Origin of the sequence: Micrococcus sp. HMSC31B01, assembly GCF_001816085.1 — a bacterium.
GTDB classification, from domain to species: domain Bacteria; phylum Actinomycetota; class Actinomycetes; order Actinomycetales; family Micrococcaceae; genus Micrococcus; species Micrococcus luteus.
Window position 1 is genome coordinate 1 of record NZ_KV825419.1, and the last position, 2,428, is coordinate 2,428.

Below are 2,428 nucleotides of genomic sequence, written 5' to 3' on the forward strand. Positions count from 1 at the left end.
TAGTAGTCGCCCATCGTCAGCACGCCCCCATGAGAAGAGACGGGGCGGAGAGAAGGAAGAAGCCCGCCACCGTGAGCGCCACAGAGACAGCGGCGCGGGCGACGGGCTGGAGGATGCTGGGGAGGGTACGGGTAGGCTGATTCACGGCGTCACGTCCTTGCTTACGTGGTGTCCATACCCCCGGACGGTTGCCGCCGTCGCGGGGGTCTTCTTCTGACCACCACCTGACCGGGACGATCTGCGCCGCGCATAATGCCTAGTCAGAGCCGGATTGGGGGATAGTCCCGCCGGCTCCACTCACCACCACGGGAAGGCCCCGGAATCACCCCGATTCCGGGGCCTTCGTCGTGTCCATGCCGGTGTGCGGCGGCCCGCCCCTCAGCCGGCCAGGACGGCGTGCAGGCCCAGGCCGGCGCCCCAGCCGACGACGACGGCCACCAGCCCCAGCCCCAGATGCGCGGTCCACAGGCGGGCGGCTGTGCCCCATCGACGGGCGAGCGCGGCGTCAGCCGCCTCAGCGGCCACGGTGGACCACGTCCCCAGGGCGAGGCAGAACCCGGACACCACGGCGGACACCGCCGCGACGAGCACGAGCCCCTGCCCGTCGCCCCAGCTCTCGGAGGCGTACACCAGCTCCGGCACGGCCAGGCCGACGGTGACGCCGAGGAGCAGGGCCGCCGTCGTGTTGGCGGTGAGCAGACCCCGGGGGCCGAGCCGGTCGGTCAGGCGCCGGCGCACCAGGGCGCCGAGCGCCCCGCCCGCCGCGAGGCAGGCCAGGAGGGCCACCTGGAGGAGAGCGAAGACCTCGTATCCCGCGCCGCTCATGCGTCCTCCGCCGAACGATCCGTCCCGACCGCGCGCGACCCCGGGGCGCCACCGGCGCGCAGGCCGAGCACGGCCGCCGCCGTCGAGAGTGCAGCCATCAGCGCGAGCACCAGCAGCACCGCTACCGCCGCGGCGAGGACGCCACCCGCCCCGGACGCCGCGGCGCCCAGCCGCACCGGCCACAGCACCAGGGCGACGGCGCTGGAGATGGTGGTGAACGCACCGAGGAAGCCGGTTCCCAGCCCCGCCACCAGGCGTGGACGCCAGTCCGGCCCGCGGCGTCGCGAGGCCGCCCACAGCAGGCCGAGCAGGAACGAGCCGAGCACGTTCACCACGAACAGCGGCAGGGCCTGGACCAGCACGTCGACCGCCCCGAACGCGGCGCCGAACGTGCCGCGGAAGTTGGGCGCCCCGGCCAGCGCGGTCACCGCGTTCATCACCCCCGCACCGCACAGCACGCCCGCGGCACCGCCGAGGGCCACCGCACCCGCAGTGCCGGGCCGGCGATCTGTCCCGCGCCCGCCCCTCCGGTCGGCCGTCGTCTCCCCCCGCACTGCTATCAGGCGCCGCCCTCGGTCTCGTCACCCGCGCGGAGGCGGGCGAGGACGTCGTCGTGGAGCAGGCCGTTCGTGGCCAGCGCGTGCCCGCCGAACGGGCCGTCCTCGCCGTCCAGCGAGGTGAAGCGGCCGCCGGCCTCGCGCACGATCGGCACCAGAGCGGCCATGTCATGCAGCTCGAGCTCGGGCTCGGCCGCGATGTCCACGGCGCCCTCGGCGACGAGCATGTAGGACCAGAAGTCGCCGAAGCCGCGCACGCGCCACACGTCCGAGGTGAGCTGCAGGAACGCGCGGATCGAGCCGCGTTCGCGCCAGCCCTCGATCGAGGAGAAGGACAGCGACGCGTCCTCGACCCGGTCCACGCCGGACACGGTGATCCGCTGAGCACGCGTGAGCGAGGTGCCCGCGAAGGCGCCCTGGCCGGCCGCGGCCCACCAGCGACGGTGCAGGGCGGGGGCGGAGACGACGCCGACGACGGGCTCGCCGTCGATCAGCAGCGCGATGAGGGTGGCCCACACGGGCACGCCGCGCACGAAGTTCTTGGTGCCGTCGATGGGGTCGACCACCCACTGCCGGCCGGAGCGGCTCAGAGATCCGCCGAACTCCTCACCCACGATGCCGTCGCGCGCCCGGGCACGGGACAGGGTCGAGCGGATGGACTCCTCGGCGGCGCGGTCCGCATCCGTGACAGGGGTGAGATCCGGCTTGGTGCTGACCTCGAGGTCCTGGGCCTTGAACCGGGACATCGTGATCGAGTCCACGTTGTCCGCCAGCATGTGGGCCAGCCGCAGGTCCTCCGTGAGGTCGCGGCCGCGGGTCGCAGGGTTCTCAGGTCGCTCCATGCCGCCCACGCTATACCGCGCGGGCCGCCTCAGTCCTCGGACGACGCCGCGTCCTCCGCCCCCGAGGGGGCCAGCCGGTTGCCGAGCAGACGCCGCAGCGAGGCCAGGCGTGCCGCTCCCGAGGGGCCGGCGTGGCCCGCGGCCACCCATGCGTCCAGGCCGCAGCCGGGGGAGTCGGCGGTGTGGGTGCAGCCGCGCGGGCAG

The 2,428-nt window shown here is 74.3% G+C and carries 3 protein-coding genes and 1 pseudogene; all 4 read right to left on the reverse strand.

Features of this window, described 5'->3' with window-relative positions:
- Nucleotides 1-378: 378 nt before the first annotated feature.
- On the reverse strand, nucleotides 379-825 hold the full coding sequence (locus HMPREF3105_RS11690; RefSeq protein ID WP_041104299.1) for a CrcB family protein: 447 nt from the start codon (nucleotides 823-825) through the stop codon (nucleotides 379-381).
- Entirely contained in the window at nucleotides 822-1,307 is a 486-nt protein-coding gene (locus HMPREF3105_RS11695) for a FluC/FEX family fluoride channel (protein WP_041104301.1), read from the reverse strand. Before HMPREF3105_RS11695 ends, HMPREF3105_RS11690 begins: the two co-directional genes overlap by 4 nt.
- A gap of 77 nt (nucleotides 1,308-1,384) precedes the next feature.
- Nucleotides 1,385-2,224, reverse strand: a complete 840-nt coding sequence (gene hisN, locus HMPREF3105_RS11700) for a histidinol-phosphatase (protein ID WP_041104303.1) — start codon at nucleotides 2,222-2,224, stop codon at nucleotides 1,385-1,387.
- A 29-nt stretch (nucleotides 2,225-2,253) separates the two neighbouring features.
- Nucleotides 2,254-2,428 (reverse strand): annotated as a pseudogene (locus tag HMPREF3105_RS13625) (ribosome small subunit-dependent GTPase A); the annotation flags it as partial.